At 40.0% G+C, this 17,181-nt stretch carries 18 protein-coding genes; 8 read left to right on the forward strand and 10 right to left on the reverse strand.

Translation table 11 applies throughout. From position 1 onward, the window contains the following. The first annotated feature begins 84 nt into the window (after nucleotides 1-84). On the forward strand, nucleotides 85-579 hold the full coding sequence (locus AC5JMK_RS21710; protein ID WP_096676375.1) for an ureidoglycolate lyase: 495 nt from the start codon (nucleotides 85-87) through the stop codon (nucleotides 577-579). A 207-nt stretch (nucleotides 580-786) separates the two neighbouring features. Next, nucleotides 787-1,392 (forward strand): exopolysaccharide biosynthesis protein, encoded by a 606-nt coding sequence (locus AC5JMK_RS21715; protein ID WP_096676374.1) that lies wholly within the window; start codon nucleotides 787-789, stop codon nucleotides 1,390-1,392. Between the two features lie 368 nt (nucleotides 1,393-1,760). On the opposite strand, the gene aroB is transcribed toward AC5JMK_RS21715, so the two are convergent. Together aroB and AC5JMK_RS21725 are read right to left on the reverse strand one after the other, a co-directional pair. After that, nucleotides 1,761-2,852, reverse strand: a complete 1,092-nt coding sequence (gene aroB, locus AC5JMK_RS21720) for a 3-dehydroquinate synthase (protein ID WP_495911006.1) — start codon at nucleotides 2,850-2,852, stop codon at nucleotides 1,761-1,763. Between the two features lie 72 nt (nucleotides 2,853-2,924). Beyond that, the gene (locus AC5JMK_RS21725; RefSeq protein ID WP_096676372.1) at nucleotides 2,925-3,434 is read right to left on the reverse strand and encodes a superoxide dismutase family protein; all 510 of its coding nucleotides are present in this window, start codon (nucleotides 3,432-3,434) and stop codon (nucleotides 2,925-2,927) included. A 753-nt stretch (nucleotides 3,435-4,187) separates the two neighbouring features. On the opposite strand from AC5JMK_RS21725, the gene petL reads away from it, so the two are divergent. Then, nucleotides 4,188-4,283 (forward strand): cytochrome b6-f complex subunit PetL, encoded by a 96-nt coding sequence (petL, locus tag AC5JMK_RS21730; protein WP_096676371.1) that lies wholly within the window; start codon nucleotides 4,188-4,190, stop codon nucleotides 4,281-4,283. Between the two features lie 145 nt (nucleotides 4,284-4,428). On the opposite strand, the gene bioB is transcribed toward petL, so the two are convergent. Then, nucleotides 4,429-5,433, reverse strand: coding sequence for a biotin synthase BioB (gene bioB / locus AC5JMK_RS21735; RefSeq protein ID WP_096676370.1), 1,005 nt, complete (start codon nucleotides 5,431-5,433; stop codon nucleotides 4,429-4,431). 515 nt (nucleotides 5,434-5,948) lie between these two features. On the opposite strand from bioB, the gene AC5JMK_RS21740 reads away from it, so the two are divergent. The 3 genes from AC5JMK_RS21740 to AC5JMK_RS21750 all read left to right on the forward strand — a co-directional run bounded on the left by AC5JMK_RS21740 (nucleotide 5,949) and on the right by AC5JMK_RS21750 (nucleotide 8,908). Next, a complete protein-coding gene (locus AC5JMK_RS21740) occupies nucleotides 5,949-6,680 on the forward strand; it encodes a pentapeptide repeat-containing protein (RefSeq protein ID WP_495911007.1) in 732 nt (243 codons plus the stop codon). Nucleotides 6,681-6,712: 32 nt separating this feature from the next. Continuing rightward, complete coding sequence (gene rimJ / locus AC5JMK_RS21745; protein ID WP_096676368.1) at nucleotides 6,713-7,282, forward strand: ribosomal protein S5-alanine N-acetyltransferase; 570 nt, start codon at nucleotides 6,713-6,715, stop codon at nucleotides 7,280-7,282. 174 nt (nucleotides 7,283-7,456) lie between these two features. Further along, a complete protein-coding gene (locus tag AC5JMK_RS21750) occupies nucleotides 7,457-8,908 on the forward strand; it encodes a protein adenylyltransferase SelO (protein ID WP_096676367.1) in 1,452 nt (483 codons plus the stop codon). 616 nt (nucleotides 8,909-9,524) lie between these two features. Here the strand turns inward: AC5JMK_RS21750 and AC5JMK_RS21755 are convergent. The 7 genes from AC5JMK_RS21755 to sixA form a co-directional block, all read right to left on the reverse strand. Beyond that, nucleotides 9,525-10,448 carry an NAD(+) kinase gene (locus tag AC5JMK_RS21755; RefSeq protein ID WP_096676365.1) on the reverse strand — a complete coding sequence of 308 codons (924 nt, stop codon included), beginning with the start codon at nucleotides 10,446-10,448 and terminating at the stop codon, nucleotides 9,525-9,527. A gap of 4 nt (nucleotides 10,449-10,452) precedes the next feature. Next, a complete protein-coding gene (gene nuoK / locus AC5JMK_RS21760; protein WP_016860688.1) occupies nucleotides 10,453-10,758 on the reverse strand; it encodes an NADH-quinone oxidoreductase subunit NuoK in 306 nt (101 codons plus the stop codon). Nucleotides 10,759-10,848: 90 nt separating this feature from the next. Beyond that, on the reverse strand, nucleotides 10,849-11,457 hold the full coding sequence (locus tag AC5JMK_RS21765) for an NADH-quinone oxidoreductase subunit J (RefSeq protein WP_096676364.1): 609 nt from the start codon (nucleotides 11,455-11,457) through the stop codon (nucleotides 10,849-10,851). 96 nt (nucleotides 11,458-11,553) lie between these two features. Further along, complete coding sequence (ndhI, locus tag AC5JMK_RS21770) at nucleotides 11,554-12,132, reverse strand: NAD(P)H-quinone oxidoreductase subunit I (protein ID WP_096679016.1); 579 nt, start codon at nucleotides 12,130-12,132, stop codon at nucleotides 11,554-11,556. 98 nt (nucleotides 12,133-12,230) lie between these two features. Beyond that, nucleotides 12,231-13,349, reverse strand: a complete 1,119-nt coding sequence (gene nuoH, locus AC5JMK_RS21775) for an NADH-quinone oxidoreductase subunit NuoH (RefSeq protein WP_096676363.1) — start codon at nucleotides 13,347-13,349, stop codon at nucleotides 12,231-12,233. Nucleotides 13,350-13,661: 312 nt separating this feature from the next. Next, entirely contained in the window at nucleotides 13,662-14,798 is a 1,137-nt protein-coding gene (locus AC5JMK_RS21780) for a citrate synthase (protein WP_096676362.1), read from the reverse strand. Nucleotides 14,799-14,911: 113 nt separating this feature from the next. Continuing rightward, nucleotides 14,912-15,406, reverse strand: coding sequence for a phosphohistidine phosphatase SixA (gene sixA / locus AC5JMK_RS21785; protein WP_096676361.1), 495 nt, complete (start codon nucleotides 15,404-15,406; stop codon nucleotides 14,912-14,914). 342 nt (nucleotides 15,407-15,748) lie between these two features. Here sixA and AC5JMK_RS21790 point away from each other — a divergent pair, with 342 nt between their 5' ends. Beyond that, entirely contained in the window at nucleotides 15,749-16,225 is a 477-nt protein-coding gene (locus AC5JMK_RS21790; RefSeq protein ID WP_096676360.1) for a hypothetical protein, read from the forward strand. Nucleotides 16,226-16,470: 245 nt separating this feature from the next. Next, entirely contained in the window at nucleotides 16,471-17,139 is a 669-nt protein-coding gene (locus tag AC5JMK_RS21795) for a fimbrial biogenesis chaperone (RefSeq protein ID WP_495911008.1), read from the forward strand. Nucleotides 17,140-17,181 lie beyond the last annotated feature (42 nt).

Consider the following 17,181-nt stretch of genomic DNA (forward strand, 5'->3'; position numbering starts at 1 on the left):
TAGAAATGTGACTATGAAAACATTTCGAGCTTTAATTGGAAAATTCAAATCATAGTATAATTATTAATATATATAATCATAAATATGCATACAGCAAAGACAGTAAAACAAGTAGAAGCTCAATTGCTGACACCAGAAAACTTTGCCCGTTATGGACAGGTGATTTTTCCTAGTAAAGATGGTAAAACCTTTGATACAGAAGATGCTCAATTACGACTAGATAAAGGTACACCCCGTTTTTATATTATGCATTTGGAACGTCGCGGACGGAAATTTTACAAAATCACTCGCCACGTCCAATGCACTCAATGTCTAGGTTCATTAGAAGGTAAGGACTGGTTAATTGCAGTTTGTCCTCCTAATAATGAAGTCAAAGAACCAGATTTAGAAAATATGTCTGCTTTCCGTATTCCCGGAAATTGTTTTATCAAATTAGATGTAGGAACTTGGCACGCAGGGCCATATTTTGAGCATGATAGCGTAGATTTTTATAACTTAGAATTGAGTGATACGAATGTAGTGGATCATTTCACTCATGATTTTTTGCAGAGTCAGCATATAGAGTTTGAGATTATTTAGCACAGTATCTATCCCACCTCGGACCCCTCCTCAATACATCGGCGAGGATTAGGGTGGAGTAAAACTTAATAACCAAAAACTAACTATTGACAGATGCCAATCTGCCATTTTCGGAATTAATGTAAAAATATTTGTATTGATCTGTTATTAAATTTATTTTACTTAGTAAGACTCGGTATTGTGAAGACTCACACCGCCTCAGAACAGATGCATCTAAAATTTTCTCAAGATATCAAGTTACTGTTACAACGGTTATCTGAAAAGCCGTTATCACTTGGAGATATCCTGGCAGAAACTTCGGAACGAGGTTTTAATTTGGTGATTGCATTGTTAGTTTTACCCTTTTTGTTTCCAATGCCACCAGGATTAACGGGTCCATTTGGTGGCGCTTGCTTGATATTGTCAATACAAATGGTTTTAGGTAGGCGATCGCCTTGGCTACCTCGAAAAATAGCTACATATAAATTTCCTCGTTCTTTTGCCAATATCCTATTGCAAAATTTGCGACGCATTACCAGAATTATAGAAAAAATTGCTCGCCCTCGATTGTCTAAAATTGCTGATAATCCTTACGCTTGGCGGTTTAATGGGTTTTGTATTTCTTGGTTAGCAATGTTATTAATATCACCAATTCCTCTTACTAACCCTATCCCAACTATAGGTATTTTATTATTAGCCGTGGCAACAATAGAATCTGATGGTTTACTGATGTGTATTGGCTACATATTTACTATTTTAACTACTTTATTATTTGCCCTGATTGGTTATTTGTTTTTTATAGCTCCAACTTTACTGCCAGAACTCCTACGCTAATAAATTAGCAATTGATTTTTTATTTAAAATTAGAACTAGAAACTTTTACAAAAAACCCTCAGTGCAGGACTGAGGGCAGTAATTAAGGTGCATCTACCACTTCTATATCCATAGTGCTAACAACAGCATCCGGTAAAAATGAACGAATAGCAAATATTTTCAATCCCTACAAAGACAGAAGTTTTAATATATTTAAACGTGTTATAATAAAGCCCCCAGCCAGAGGCTGAAGGCTACAAACTCGGGTGCATCTACCATTTCTTTATCCGTCTGACTAACGAATGCATCCGGAAAAATTTATAGATAGCGATCCCCGCTTTTAATTTTGGGATTGTTGAGTTATTCATGGGCAAAGAGTGGTGATTTATTTACATATTCTGCAACACCTGTCGGATAATACCTGCTGGTACTTGATCTGTCACCGTCACCGCACCAATTTGGGTTGGTAATACAAACCGAACTTTACCCTCTTTCACTTTTTTATCAATCTGCAATGCTTCAATAATCGCTACAATATCCAACCCAGATGGTAATTTAGTTGGTAAACCTGCTTTTTCTATTAAAACATCTTGGCGTTTTGCTTCAGCCTGACTCCACATTCCCAGTTCTACAGCGATCTGTCCTGCTGCTACCATACCGATCGCAACTCCTTCTCCATGCAGTATTTGTGTGTAACCTGTCAAGCTTTCCACTGCATGACCGATGGTGTGTCCGTAGTTGAGTATCGCCCGTAGTCCAGCTTCTTTCTCATCTTTGCTAACGACATCAGCTTTAGCTTGACAGGAGCGAGTTAATATGGTCTCTATTAATTCTGGTTGAATATATCTCATCTCATCCAAGCGCAGACTTGCTTCCAATTCAGCAAATAACTGAGCATCCCAAATAACACCATACTTGATTACCTCTGCCATACCTGCACCGAATTCCCGTGCGGGTAGCGTTTTCAACACATTGGGGTCAAGTAATACTAATCGCGGTTGATGGAATGCGCCAATCAAGTTTTTACCTTGGGGATGGTTGACGCCTGTTTTGCCACCGATGGCTGCATCTACCATCGCTAAAAGGGTTGTAGGCACTTGTATAAAATTAATTCCTCGTAACCAAGTCGCTGCCGCAAAACCCGTCATATCACCAATGACGCCGCCTCCTAAAGCTACCATTGTGGCAGAACGTTCTAAGCGATTTTCCAGTGCTACATTGTATAAATCTTCTACCGATGCCAAGGTTTTATAATTTTCGCCATCAGGTAAAATATGGCTTGCAACTTCAAAATTGGCAGCTTTAAGTGATGCGATCGCTCTTTCCCCATAAAATGGAAAAACAGTCGGGTTAGAAACTAGCAAAACTTTCTTACCTAACTGTAAATTAGCCATATATTCGCCTAATTGATCTAGGCTACCTGGTGCGATCGCAATATCATAAGACTGCGACGGTAGATTTACTTTAATTACGGAAGCCATCACTAACCTCTTTGCAAGTCCGTGTCGGCTATTTTACCGCAATGCAGTCCTAGCCTCACTGTTTGATGGCGATCATGATATAACTCCACAGGCTATTCGTCCTCCACCTGCATCCGCCCCCGTGCCATTAGCTTTTTGCTGATCTGGTAACAGGTGAATGATGATGGCGCTACCATTACCGTCAAACACATTGACAGGGCCTTCACTGAGGGTAATTCGACTGGTGATCGCATCGTATTTTGCCCGTCCCTGTTGATCTACTTCCAAATTCGGCAAATCACCTAGATGATAGGGATGATTAGCCTCTACAGGAGTTTCTGAACTAAAAGGGCCAGGGTCAAAATGTCCACCAGTGGTACTATAAGGAGGATTAGCATCAGGTTCACACACGCCCACAGCATGAATGTGGAGTCCATGTAGACCAGGAGTCAGTTTGGTCGGGTTGCCTTGAATCTTACCCCGAATCCGTACCGCCTCATTTTCTCGCTGTGTCAAAAAGAGTGTACCGTTAATGTCTGTACCCGCAATTTGCACTTGTGCTTGCAGGATATTAGGTGGATAAAACGCTTGTGCCAATTTCATTCTAGTGAATAGCATCAAGTAGATGGATAGTCCAAAGATCAACAAATATTTTAATCGTGAAAACTGTCTCAACATAACCTCCAGTGGTAGTGATAGATAACTTAAATTGAGTATTTAGACAAAATATATTTAACGTGATTGTAAACTTCGTGAGCTACCACGCCGTATAGACGGAGGGGGCTTCCCAATTCATCGGGAAAGCCTCCAAAACTCCGTAGTTCTATTGGTCTGACATTCCCTCCAAGGGTAGGAGGAGTTCTGGTCTCCAAGACCCAAGTTTTTTCTTGCAACATATACCTATGAAGCTCTGGTTCTCGCTTATGGCATTGATGTTAAAAAATGCACCTACGCAATCACACGGTTAAAGTTATTTATATCTACACTACATGAGTTCGACATTTCGGTAAATGTCTTTGTTAAGTAGCACGAACATCATACGGCTACACCATGCCAACCTGATTCTTAAATTATGCTATTGACTTAAAGCGCACTCTAAGTTTTAAGTAGTTAAGCAAAAATTAAATATATATTCGTCATTGCGAATGAAGCGGAGCGTAACGACGCAATCGCAAGCGTTAGAGCTAAATCAAATTGACTCACCAGAGCATAAATATTTTTGCCTGACTACTTAGCACGGCTGGCGATCGCTATGCTCAAGAACGCATGAGCTGGAGTAATGTCACAATCTGAGACTCAAGGAAGCTAACAAATGATTCAATAGATTTAAGAGTAAACAATTGTGGAGAAACGCAAATGTTAGCCGTAGTATCTTATATCATCTTCTTGGCAATCTTTTTTGGCATTGCAGTCGGTTTACTGTTTGGTCTGCGCGCCGCCAAGATTATTTAATAAAGCAGAGTAGAAGACGACCGGTACTGCTCGCTTAAGAATTTTTCGTCATAATTTTAGACATGTAGAGACGTTGCAGGTGCTAGTCTCTACAGGGTTTAAATGTCAATCGATTTGTCTTATCCGAGCAGTATTGTATTCTGTACTATCCAACCACAACTTCTGTTGTTCCCTTGTTTTTATCAACAAACGATGGACGCATTTGCAAACCAAGCAAATTTAGCATTTCTTGGTCTGCATCATAGCCAGGACAAGGGGTGGTGACGGTCAACATATGACCGTTATCACTGGAAAAGATAGAATTGGCCCCTACTAAGAAGCATAAAGCCTGTTCAACCTGAGAAAGTTTTGCTCTACCTGCGCTCAAGCGCACATCAGAAGCTGGCATAATCAGACGTGCAGTGGCGATCATCCGCACGACATCCCAGATGGGAACTTCTGGTTGATTTTCTAAGGGTGTACCTTGAACTTTAGAAAGAATATTAATTGGTACAGACTCCGGATGAGGATGCAAATTAGCCAGAGTGTGCAGCATTGAAACGCGGTCTTCGACATTTTCACCCAAACCAAGAATACCACCAGAGCAGACGGTGACGTTGGTCTGACGGACATTGTTGATTGTGTCTAGGCGATCGCTATAAGTTCTGGTAGTAATAATAGTGCTATAATACTCCGGCGATGTATCTAGGTTATGGTTATAGGCGTAAAGTCCTGCTGCTTCTAATTGCTTGGCTTGCTTTTGTGTCAGCATTCCCAGAGTGCAGCATACTTCTAATCCTAATGCTGTAACTTCTTTGACCATATCTAAAACTTGATCAAATTGCGAATTATCCCGCACTTCTCGCCAAGCTGCACCCATACAAACGCGACTAACACCACTATTTTTTGCTTCTTGGGCAATGTTAACTACTGTTTGTTTGTCTAAGAGTGCTTGTGGTTTAACTTCTGTTTTGTAGCGAGAAGATTGGGCGCAATAGCTACAGTCTTCAGGACAAGCTCCTGTTTTAATAGAAATTAGCTTACAAACTTGGATTTGTTTGGGATTGTGATATTGACGATGCACAGTCGCTGCTTGGTATATCAGATCTAAAAATGGTGTATCGTAAATTGCCCTGATTTCTGCTTTTTGCCAATCGTAGCGTATTCCCACGGCTTTGCCTACCTTGTTGATTAATTTTCTATCGCACCTGTGATTTTGGCTCAGAAATCAGGTTATCAAGAATTTGGTTAAGTCACATGAGAATTTTAACAATAAATTTAGTCTGCCTCTTGAGTCATAAGCAATCTCATTCACAATGGCATTAGAATTTTATTTATAAAGAAATAATAAAATTAGTAAAATTCCATATTTTTTTTAGTAAATTACTATTTCAAAATATAGTAATCCTATTGCTTTTTGTTGGCGTAGCCTGCACTTTGCGCTAAAAAAAACTCAGTACACGTTTATTTATTCTCTCTTTTTCCCTGTTCTGTGTTCCTTGTTTCCTCTCTTACGAGTGATTCACCGAATCAAATAGGATTGCTATGTGGGCAATTTAAAATTCTCAAAATTCTAAAATCTGAAGTTGCTTTTTTCATATTCACTGCTAAATTAGCAAGAAGAGCAATTTCTAACTACAGTTTTGTAAACTGCATCACACTTTCTCGTTTTCACTACCTAAGTCCATGAGTAAAGAAGCTAATAAAATTGTTAAAGTAAATGAAGTTTCTGCCGCCACATCTTCTACCTTAAGTACTTATATTGATAGAACCGTCGAAACATTAAAATTTAGCGTTAGTACTATCAATATACCCAAAGAGGCATTCGGGGCGATCGTAACTACGCTAATTCTATTAGTATTAGGACTGTTGTTGATTATTGGCAATCTCAGCAATACTTTAAATCAACAAACATTCCAGTTTAAAGAATTTTATATCAATACTGAATCGACATTTGATTATCAACGTCACGTTATTTTATCTGATTACATCAAAACAATAGGGAACATAGTTTTAACAGAGAAATCCCAAGCCAAGCCAGAAAAATCAGCAATGATTCGAGCTATGACTCAGGCTACATTACAGGAATTAGATCCAGAAAGTCGGCGTTATGTGGTGATGTTTTTATCTGATATCAATTTACTAAAAAACTCATCCAAAAAACAATTACCATTACTTTTTGGAGCGTCGATTGCAGGAGCTAAACTGCAAGGTTTAGATTTAAGATCTGCCAATTTTCAAAGCACAAATTTAACTAATGTAGATTTGCGTGGCGCGGATTTACGAGGAGCTAATTTAAAGAATGCTATTTTGACAAATGCTTGTTACAACAAATTGACATTATTTAGCAAAAATTTTACACCAAATGCGGTTGGGATGAAAGAAGTCTTAGATACTAAAAAATGTTATTCCAGTTAATCACATTAACAATTAATTAAGAAATTAAGCTCATGAAATTTAAACCACCAAGAATTGTCACTGAACGTCTGCTATTACGAATGGCTACCCAAGAGGATATACCTGAAATTATCGAGTATTTTACTGAAAATAAAACTTACTTTACTCCCTTTTATCCTATTTGGGGTAATAGTTTTTTCACAGAAGAATATTGGCAATTGCAGCTAGAAATGAATTTACATGAGCTTGCCAATGATTTTTCTTTAAGATTATTTATGTTTGTCAAAGAAAATCCGAAAAAAATAATTGGGACTATAAATTTTAGTAACTTTGTCCGAGGAGTAGCACAATACTGCAACGTTGGCTACGGTCTTGCAGAAGCTGAACAAGGTAAAGGTTATATGACAGAAGCTTTGCAAGCTGCGATCGCATACATATTTAAAGAACTAAATATGCATCGCGTGATGGCAAACTACATACCTCATAATCGGCGTAGTGGTAATTTATTGAAAAGATTAGGCTTTGTCGTAGAAGGATACGCCCGCAATTACCTATTAATTAATGGACAATGGGAAGATCATATTTTAACAAGCTTAACTAATCCCAATTGGCAACCAAGATAAATTATAGTTGTTGGTTATTCGTCATTTGTTATTCTTCTTTGTCCACCGTGTGTGTTTCCCTTTCTTCCCAATTTTTAATTTTTAATTTTTAATTTTTAATTGTTTTGTCGCCCGTGTCCCCTCCCTCCCATCTCCGACTATGATTAAGAGAAGGTGAACTAAGTTGTACTCATAATGACTCTGGCTGAAACTTCTGACGACACTAATTCTAAAAATCCTTTTTTTGGTCTTAATTACGAACCCGCCTTAGAATCTTTAGGCAATGACTATTATGATGAAGTCGCAGCTGCGGAATTTTCTCAACACATTTTGCGCTGGCGTAATGATGCATTGTTACCAAATTTGGGACTCAATCCCCAAACAGTGACAGATGAAAATTTTATCACCGCTTTTGGCAAATTTGAAGAACGCAAACCTTTATTAGCACTGCGATACCACGGTTATCAATTTGGTGAATATAACCCTCAACTAGGTGATGGTAGAGGTTTTCTCTACGGACAAGTGCGTGGTACTGATGGTGAACTTTACGACTTCGGTACAAAAGGTTCTGGTAGAACGCCCTATGCTCGTGGTGGTGACGGTATGTTGACATTAAAGGGAGGTGTCCGTGAAGTTTTGGCTGCGGAAATGTTACATAGAATGGGTGTACGTACTTCCCGATGTCTCAGCATGATTGAAACAGGTTTATCACTGTGGCGGGGTGATGAACCTTCTCCTACTCGTTCTTCCGTAATGGTGCGTTTGAGTAAATCACACATTCGCTTTGGTTCTTTTGAACGATTGCACTATTTCCGTCGTCCAGATTTAAGCAAAAAGTTATTAGATCACGTAATTAAAGAATACTATCAACATTTAGATGAACAACAAGATAAGTATGCTTTATTTTATGCAGAATTAGTCCAACGGACAGCAGAATTAGTAGCACAATGGATGGCAGTTGGTTTTTGTCATGCGGTTCTCAATACTGACAATATGTCGATTACAGGGGAAAGTTTTGATTATGGCCCCTATGCTTTTATTCCTAATTATGACCCGTTTTTCACTGCGGCATATTTTGACTATTACAAACGCTATTGTTATATCAATCAACCAGAAATTTGTAAGTGGAATCTGGAAGCACTCCAAGAAGCTTTAAAAGCTGTGATTCCTCAAACTGATATGGAAGATGGGTTAGCACAATTTGATGATTTTTATTTAGCTGAATATCGTTGTTTACTGCTAAAGAAACTAGGTTTTGAGAATTTGTCTAATCCAGAAGCTGAAGAACTTTTAAAAGCAACTATTAATTTTTTAAAGCATTATCCAGTTAGTTATCATCACTTTTTTGCAGACCTAGCTACTAGCTTTTCTAGCAAATGGAGGGATGACGCAAGCAGTGTTCTCAGCAATTCAGAAATTGGCCAATCTTTAGGTAGATCAGAATTATTTTTACATTGGTCAGGGATATATCACAGAATTTTAACGAATTTGACACCGGAAGAGATAGAGCAAGTAGCTCAAACTCTAGTTTGTTATAATCCTCAAATTGTGATTTTAAGACCAGTCATAGAATCAATCTGGGAACCCATTACTCAAGAGGATAATTGGCAACCTTTTTACACATTACTTAATCAAATCCAATCTTAAATTTAATTTATTTAATACCGACTTTCCGCACTTCATCGTGTAATGTCCGTAGATTTCCAAAATCTCACTAACAATGGTTAAATGAACAACACCAATTCTCAATGAATTTAAATATTAATACTTAACGGTTTGACCATTATTAGGAATAATTCTTGAAAATTAAGATAATACATTTTGAAGTGCGGAATGTGGGTTAATAGTATGATTACCTCACCGAGACAAATCTTGGTATCCTGCACAGTACTCATCAATAAATGAAACTGTATCTACTAACCCAAGTTGCTAGTTATAAAAAAGAGCCTATTTTTAAGTACAAACTCTGAAATTTTTGTGCCTAATAAGAACTAGCTGTGAGTCGAGTTTACTAGAGCTAAATAATAATTACTACTATTAAGCTGAACGTATAGCTAATAAAAGGGTTAAAAGGAAATGGAAAAGATCACCCCTTTAACCCTTAATTTCTCAAATTGACCAATGATTCCTTGATAGTACAAGAAAGCGGATAAATCCAGGAGTTGATCCAAAATCCATAGACGCTTCTGCAAGTAGCCACTCCGTGTCTACCCGCAGGGTAATCTAAAATCCAAAATTGTCTGACTCAACTTGTGCAAGAAGTCTAATTAGTATGATTAGTAGTGTTGTAGCGAACCCTTGTCCCTGCCCACAATAACTTTTCTCGTAGCGTCTGGTAATAGGAGTTGTTTTCCCGTAAAATGATAAACTTAGCTCGACACTCAGCCATTCGTACGTCAACCCGATGTCCGGGCCAAATCGAAGTAGCTAACACCCCATCCATCCATAGTTTGGTACTCAAATCGTAATCACCCAATGGCCAAATACTGACAACTGAACCAGGGGGTAAGACGAAGGGGCGATTAGAAAGACTCATCGGACAAATGGGACTGACAGTGAGTGCTTCCATACCATCATGTACAATTGGACCACCAGCAGAAACGGTATAACCAGTAGAACCTGTAGGCGTGGAAACTATTAATCCATCTCCTACATATTGATCTACCACCTCGCCGTCAATTTCCATTTCCAGAATAGAAGTAATCATGCGATCGGCAGAAGCTGGTTTGACACACATTTCATTCAAAGCCAAGTAGCGTTCACTTACAGGTTCTAAATTGCTACCATGGCCTTCATAAACTGCTGCTTGCACCATCATTCGGCGTTGGATAGCATAACGATCTTCCAACAGCCGTTCCCAAACTTTTTCCGTATCCTGAAATTCTTCTACTGACTCAGTTAAAAACCCCAAGTGACCACCCACATTTACTCCTAAAATGGGTACGCCAGCTGGGGCTAAATGTCTGGCGCCAGTTAAAACAGTACCGTCACCACCAAGTATCAATGCCAGGTCAATTGGTTGTCCAGCCGAAGCCAAAAATACTGGATAAGGATTATCCTTAGCCCCGCTTGGCCCCATTAATACCTGACATTGGTGATTTTCTAGTTGCTTTGCACAAATTTCTGCCCAGCGCTTACTTTGGGCATCTCTTGCTTTATAAGCAATAATTACCTTTTTAAGGTCCACAGCATTACCATTTGAGGAGATTAAACTGCTCCATATCGACAGTATCACGGTTGCGATAGATGGCCAGTACGATCGCCAGACCTACCGCCGCTTCTGCTGCCGCTACAGTGATGACAAACACAGTAAAAACCTGACCCTTAATCCCTGTTGGGTCTAGGAAGTTAGAAAAAGCCATTAAGTTTAAGTTCACAGCATTAAGCAGCAATTCAATCGACATTAATACTCGCACAGCGTTGCGGCTGGTAATCAAACCATAAATGCCAATGCAAAACAATGCTGCTGCTAGTAACAAAAAGTACTGGAGTTGCATAAATCTTCGTAACTTCTACTAATGTTTTTTAGTTGTGAGTTATTCAGTTATCAGTTATCAATCATGGTTTTTCTGGTAACTGTTAACTGTTCATTGTTCCTTGTCGCTGCCAGCTGATATCAATTCTCTGGGGCGTTCTGGCAATGTCAAAACTGTTTGTGGCAAATCAGATGAGACGTCTTGCTCTGGCAAATATTCGCGACGTGCCAAAATAATTGCGCCTACCATTGCCATTAATAACAAGATAGAAGCGACTTCAAACGGTAGTAAAAAGTCACTAAAGAAATGCTGACCAATGGCAACTATGGTGTTGCCTACAGGAGTAGCAGTGGAATACGACCAAGGTGTTGCTAATACCATCGTACTCAACAGTGCAAATAGTCCTACACTTACCACAGCTGTCAGGGCTTTACGCACCCAAGCAGTGGGGAAAGGAACAAAATTCTGTCGCTTATTTACCAACATAATGGCAAATAAAATTAGCACGTTCACCGCACCAACATAAATTAATAATTGCGCTGCTGCTACAAAATCAGCATTTAGCAATAGGTACAACCCAGCTATACTGGCAAAAACACCGCCCAGCATAAAGGCAGAATGAACAACGTTAGAGAACAGCACTACACCCAGTGCTGCTCCAATCATCATTGCAGCCAGTATGCCAAACGAAACAACTTGTACTCCTTCGGCTATATTCACTTTTTTTGTCCTTTGATATCTGAATAATTGGTCAATGATAGTTGGTAAATGGTAACTGGTAATTGGTAATTGCTATTACTCATTACCCATTACCTATTACCCTTTCTCTACGAGATCTTCAGGGTGTGAACCTGCACGAGGTGCATTTGCTGGTAAATCGTGGGGGTCCATAACTCCCTTGGGCAGGTAAACTAATTCACGTAGTGGAGTTACCATTGGGTCATTTGTGACTTTGTAGGGGAGACGACCCAGCGCTACGTTATCGTAGTTCAATTCGTGGCGGTCGTAAGTGGAAAGTTCGTACTCTTCTGTCATAGATAGACAGTTTGTTGGACAATATTCCACACAATTACCACAAAAGATACAAACACCAAAGTCAATACTGTAGTGCTTGAGCTTTTTCTTTTTGCTGGTTTTGTCAAATTCCCAATCCACTACAGGTAAGTTAATTGGACAAACCCGCACACAAACCTCGCAGGAAATACACTTATCAAACTCAAAGTGAATCCTACCGCGAAACCTTTCACTGGGAACCAATTTTTCGTAAGGATACTGTACAGTGACTGGACGTCGGCGCATGTGGTCAAAGGTAACAGCAAGTCCCTGACCAATGTAACGCCCTGCTTCTACTGCTTCCTTGGCGTAATCACCAACTTGTTTAAGGAACTTTAGCATAATTGTGTTTCTCTCTTCTTTGGGATGACAGGTGATTGGTGATTGGTAATGGGTAATGGGTAATAGTTTGTTACCCATTACCCATTACCCATTACTCATTACCCGCCGAAGGCGACGGGAAAAGCTAGCTTCAGAGCTGCGGTTAATAGTAAATTTACTAAACCGACTGGTAATAAAAACTTCCATCCCAAATCTAGTAGTTGGTCAATGCGAACACGGGGTACAGTCCAACGTAATAGGATGGCTAAAAATACTAAGAAGTAGGCTTTAAGAATGGTCATAGTGATACCCAATGAAGCGGTGACTACTTGCAACACCGGATTGGCTTCACTAACTCCAAACCAACTAGCTAATGTGCTGATAGGAATGGGAAAATCCCAACCACCCAAGTATAAAACCGATACCAGAAGTGCTGAGAGTACGAGGTTGACGTAAGAACTTAGGTAGAACAGAGCAAACTTCATGCCAGAGTACTCTGTCTGATAACCTGCTACTATTTCTTCTTCTGCTTCTGGTAAGTCAAAAGGTAATCGCTCACATTCGGCTAAGGCTGCGATCCAAAAGATGAGGAAACCGACTGGTTGTCGCCAGATGTTCCATCCCAAGATACCGTAGCCAGATTGTTGGTTGACAATATCAACTGTGCTGAGGCTGTTGGACATCATGGCGATCGCTAGTACCGCCAGTGCCAAAGGAATTTCGTAACTAATCGATTGTGCTGCTGCACGCAGTCCACCCAAAAGGGAGTATTTATTGTTGGATGCGTAGCCTGCCATCAACAAGCCAATTGGGGCAACGCTAGACAAGGCAATCCACAAGAAAACCCCGATGCTAAGATCCGTAATGAGTATATTCTGTCCAAATGGCACGATGAGATAGGACAGAAAAACCGGAATTGTAACGATAATCGGACCCAGGGTAAATAACAGGGGGTCGGATTTGCCTGGCACTACATCTTCTTTAAATACGAGCTTCAGACCATCCGCTACAGGAGCCAGCAAACCTAAAGGACCAATGTATTCAGGACCAATCCGCTGCTGTGCTGCTGCTGAAATCTTCCGCTCAAGCCAAACACAGGTTAGAACACCCACTGTTGCACCAATAATCATCAAAATCATTGGCAGTGGCATCCAAATTGCTTTGGCTAAGTCTCCGGGTACTCCCAACTCTGTGAGAGATTGAATAAAAGTTCCTTGCAGATCAATTCCTGAATTCATGTTTGTTGCTCTTCAAGTCACTAATTCATGGTCGTTTACAACTATCTACACTTGTTAATAACTGTAAATTTATCCATCGATAAACACTGCATAAACTTGGCAAAAATTTAAGATTTTTTGCAATGTCCATGCCTAGTATATCGTTGGATGGGTTTTACCTCGATCAGCTAGATGTAGAGTTTCTACTTATGGTAAGAATTGAGGGATAGGGGATCGGGGATTGGGGATTGGGCATGTGGCATTGGGCATTGGTTATCTTCTTTGTCTCCCTGCTTCCTTGTCCCCTATCCCCTATCCCTTGTCCCCTTTCCCCTATCGTTTCTCTATCGGTGTGTAAGGAATGTCGTACTGACCGTTATACACCTGAGTGGGTCGGAATATCCGGTTTTCTGCGAGTTGTTCTTTCCAATGTGCTAACCAACCAGCGACACGAGCGATCGCAAATATTGGTGTGAACAAGTCTGTGGGAATACCCAGTTTTCTATACACTAAACCAGAATAAAAGTCAACATTGGGATAAATTCCTTTGTTACCCAATTTTTCCTCTACCACTCGCTCCATCTCTTGAGCAATGTCATAGAATTTATCGTTGCCAAATTTCGCAAACAGCTTTTCTGCTAAGTTTTGCAAAATTGTAGCGCGTGGATCTTTGACTTTATAGACACGATGTCCAAAACCCATGATTTTGGCTTTACGTTGTAGCCGATCATCTATATAAGGACGTACATTGTCTACAGAGCCAATTTCTTCTAGCATTTGAATTACTTCTTCGTTAGCACCGCCATGCAACGGGCCTCCCAAGGTTCCAACGGCACTGGCGACGACTGCATAGGGATCTGTCAAGGTAGAAGCCGTCACCCTAGCACTAAATGTAGAAGCATTCATTGTATGCTCTGCATGTAATATCAAGCAGACATCAAAAATTCTTGCTGCTAGTGGATCTGGTTCTTTTTCATTGAGCATATACAAAAAGTTCGCAGCGTAGTCCAAATTATCTTTCGGACGTACTGGGTCGTTTCCTTTTCGCATCAACTGGAACGCTGCTACCATTGTGGGAATAGTTGCTAGCAACCGAACTACTGCATCCCGGATATAAACCGGATTATCCAAATCACGACGTGAATAAAACAAGCCTAAAGCAGCAGCAGAGGCTTGTAGAGCATCCATGGGGTGGCCGCTTTCTGGAAAGGATTTCATCATGTCGCGAATGCGGTATTTAATCCGCCGATGATGGTGAACTTCATCCTCAAATGCTGCTAATTCTTCTACTGTGGGTAATTCACCCCAGATCAAAAGATAAGCAGTTTCCAGAAATTTACTTTTTTCTGCTAGTTCCTCAATCCGGATGCCACGATATTCTAGTAATCCCTTTTGCCCATCAACAAAGCTAATACTTGATTGGGCAGCAGGAATGCCTTCCAAACCAGGCCTGTATTCGCACACCATCATGGCAACACCATCTGATTTTTAAAGATTTGACCAGGCTAACTTACCAGAAATAATTATTGCCATAACAGTATTCCTGGTCGCACAAATTCTTTAACGAAATTGTGGAAAAACTGTTAGAGCAAGTATTTGGGTGGCGTCAACCAAAACATCTGACCACGACCCAAAACAGAGCCTGTTTCTGGTACCTTTATCCCGATCATACCCGCTTTTTTCAGCGCCAAACGTTCTTTGACTTCCCCCCAAACGATAATTTCTGCCCAATGGCTCAAACACGGTTCGTGTCCAACCAAAGCCAATTGGGTATTTGGTGCAAAATTCTTTGGTTCTAACCAGTTTACAATCCAACTGTAGATATGACCATCAGGGACTAGATGAGTACATTCTTCGATCTGCGAACTCAGTCGAGCTGCCATAAGTATATCTGCTGTTTGTTTTGCTCTCACGAAGGGACTAGTCAGTATTAAATCAAAGTGCAAACCCAAATTTTTGAAGCGTCGAGCAACTTTTTCTGTTTTTTGTCGCCCCTCTTTTGTGAGTTGTCTTTCCTCGTCTTTGATATCGTCGGTTGCTGCTTCAGCAATGCCATGACGAATTAAGTATATTTCCATTATTTTAGTTTTTAATAGCAACCCGATTTGATTTAGTGAACTTACTCGTTAAGACAGGTAACAAGGAACAGAAAGTTTACTGATTTTTGAAGCGCATACGCCAACAAAAATCAAATAGGAATCCTATATCACCTTTTACTTTTTTCAGTATAAATCCTGAAGCTATACGAAGTTCTAAATAGCACAATAAAAAACATGGTGTTGAAAAAACACGGGTCTCAACAGGAATGAAATATTTATCGGGGAATCTACCTGTTTTGTACCTTAACTATCACGCTACCAAAATAAATTTCTGTTGATGACTCAAACCAAAGTTCACTTACTATTTTTTAGGAATTTGGAATGATTCGTCAAATTGTAATTGCTTCAGCTTTTGTGTTAGGAAGTTGTATTGCGATCGCTCCTAAAGCGTTTGCTGGCGGTACAGTAAATGTACCATTTGGTGGAGCAGTAACCGCAGCATGTTCTTTCTCTGGTAGTCCTGGTTCTGGTACATTGGCTAACCCAACTCCATATTCTTTAAGCAGCTTGTTGGGTGGTTCACCTGGTTCCGCAAGTGTGCAATGTACTGGTGCTACTGGAAATCTTACAATTACTGGCGTGACCAAAACTGCTGGTCCAAGTCTCACTTCTCCAACTTATACTGCAACTGCTATTGGAGGAGCGGTTAACGTTGCTTATGCAGCAGGTGCTTCTACTCCAGGAATCGTACTTCCCGGCCTTGCTGTCCCCTTAACAGTCAACATGGATGTAGTTGATACTGCTGCTTTACCAGCAGGAACCTACGCTTTCACTGTTGATATGACAGTTACACCGTAAAATTTCGCTAGTTTTTGGGTTTTCTGACTAAATCTCACAACACATACCTTGTAACTTGGCTGATAGCCAAAGTCTGCTCTGTCCTAATTAATTTAGACAAGTTACAGGTGTTCAGATACCCGACTTCTTGTTTAGATCCCCGACTTCTTTAAGAAGTTGGGGATCTATTAAGCCTTCAAAATAAAAAAAGCCGGAAATGAATATCAACTCATTTCCTAGCTTTTAAAGTTCACAAATTTGGAAAAATGATTCGTAAATCTATACTAGCAAAAACCTCTGTTTTTCACAATAATTTTCATATAAAAAAATCAATGATTCGTACTGCTATTTTGTTGAGTATCTGTACTTTATCAGCAGTCTTATCTAGCAGTGCTGCTCAGGCACAAGTGAGAATTTCTCCAATGGTAATAGAGGCGGAAGCAAATCGTAATCAAGCCGAAGGAGTCATTAACGTCACAAATATTACGGATGAACCTTTTCGCGCTCGTGTTTATGTTCAGCCTTTTAATTATAACCGCGATCAAGGTTTTCAAACTTTATCCTCTAGCCCCACTGACCTTAGTCCTTATTTGCAATTTTCACCGGGTGAATTAGTTGTACCACCAGCTACTACCAGACGCATACGTTTAATAGCTCAACTTCCTCCGAATCTTCCTGATGGAGAATATCGAGTTGTCGTTTTTACCGAAAATTTAAAGGAGATTAAAACAACTGATCAAAACGGTAATTCTGTTAAGATCAGAGCAAAAGTCGGGTCTACTTTTTATGTACGGAAAGGAAAGGTATCTCCTCAACTCACTGTGGATAGTAGCAGCTTTGATCCAGCTAAAAACCAAATAAAGTTGTTAGTTCGCAACACTGGTCAAGCATCTGTTCTCCCGATTGCGAATTGGACTTTAAAAGTAACTGCCTAGCTAGTAGTATTTGAGGAAAGGAAAACAGAGACATTACCTTGT

The organism is Pelatocladus sp. (genome assembly GCF_059505505.1).